General features: G+C 65.4%; 2 protein-coding genes. Both read right to left on the reverse strand.

The features are described 5' to 3' along the window. Positions 1–157: 157 nt before the first annotated feature. Entirely contained in the window at positions 158–421 is a 264-nt protein-coding gene (locus AB0E19_RS38895; protein WP_362190019.1) for a hypothetical protein, read from the reverse strand. A gap of 117 nt (positions 422–538) precedes the next feature. Next, on the reverse strand, positions 539–1,014 hold a 476-nt coding region (locus tag AB0E19_RS38900), incomplete at its 5' end, for a histone-like nucleoid-structuring protein Lsr2 (protein WP_362190022.1).

A 1,014-nucleotide genomic window follows, 5' to 3' on the forward strand; every position in this document is an offset into this window, starting at 1 on the left:
CTACGAGCGCAAGCCCGAGCACTTCCTCGCCTTCACGGCCATCGCCACCAGTCTCATCAACTACCGGCGACTCACCAAGTGAAACGAGGTCTAAGAGAGGAGCTGAGGAGCCGGGCACAGCTCGGTCCGGCTGCACCCATGGGTTGCCCGGTGCCGCTCAGCCTCGGAAGAGAGCACACCGGGTGATGACGAGCTGGCGCCACCGTCCGCGGACGGTGGCTTCGTCGTCGATCCACCGCGCAGAGCTCGATGGGACGGGCCGGTCGGCCATGAAGGCGGCGATGTCGGTGTAGTAGGCATAGCCGCCGCCGTCGGTGAGGTCGCGGAGCCGGGTGATGGTGTCGGTGATGCCCTGGTCGTCGCCGACGACGGCCTGGTGGAAACAGACGACGAGTTCGAGGATCGCGGTGGCGATGGCCAACGAGGCCTCCGGTCGCGGCGGTTGAGGCATCAGAAATCTCGAACGACTGCCCGAAGGCCTCGCCTGCTATCCGCAGCAGGCCTTCACCCGATCGGTGACCACTCTGAAGATCCTTAGTTAGTGGGATTTTTTCCATGCTCGGATGATGAGGGCGGGGATGCGGCCGCGGTCGGGTACGTCGTAGCCCTGGGTCCGGGCCCATTCCCGGATGGCACTGGTGTTGGTGATCGCACCGCTCGGGCTGGACGTGGGCGGGGAGTCGGCGTCGGCCGAAGGTGCTGGAGTGAAGAACGCGCCGTGGCTGAGGATGTCGCGAGGGAAGACCGTCGGGTGCTCAACGCCGCTCAGGAGCGCGAGGAGGAACGAAGTGAGGTCGCCCTCATGGGTGTACCAGACGTGTCCGTCGGCCTCGTTGACGGTGATGGTCCAGGAGTCGGGTTCTGCTGCTGGTGTGGTGATCCAGAAGAGTTGGCTGCCGTTGTCAGTCACTCCGACGGTGAAGAGGTCCTCGGGTCGGTGCGGCATGGGGTAGGTGCCGCTGTCGCGATCCTTCACCAGTTGCCCGCGTAGTTGCGAGGGCATCGGGCCGGTCA

Source organism: Streptomyces sp. NPDC047974 (genome assembly GCF_040653375.1).
Lineage (GTDB): Bacteria > Actinomycetota > Actinomycetes > Streptomycetales > Streptomycetaceae > Streptomyces.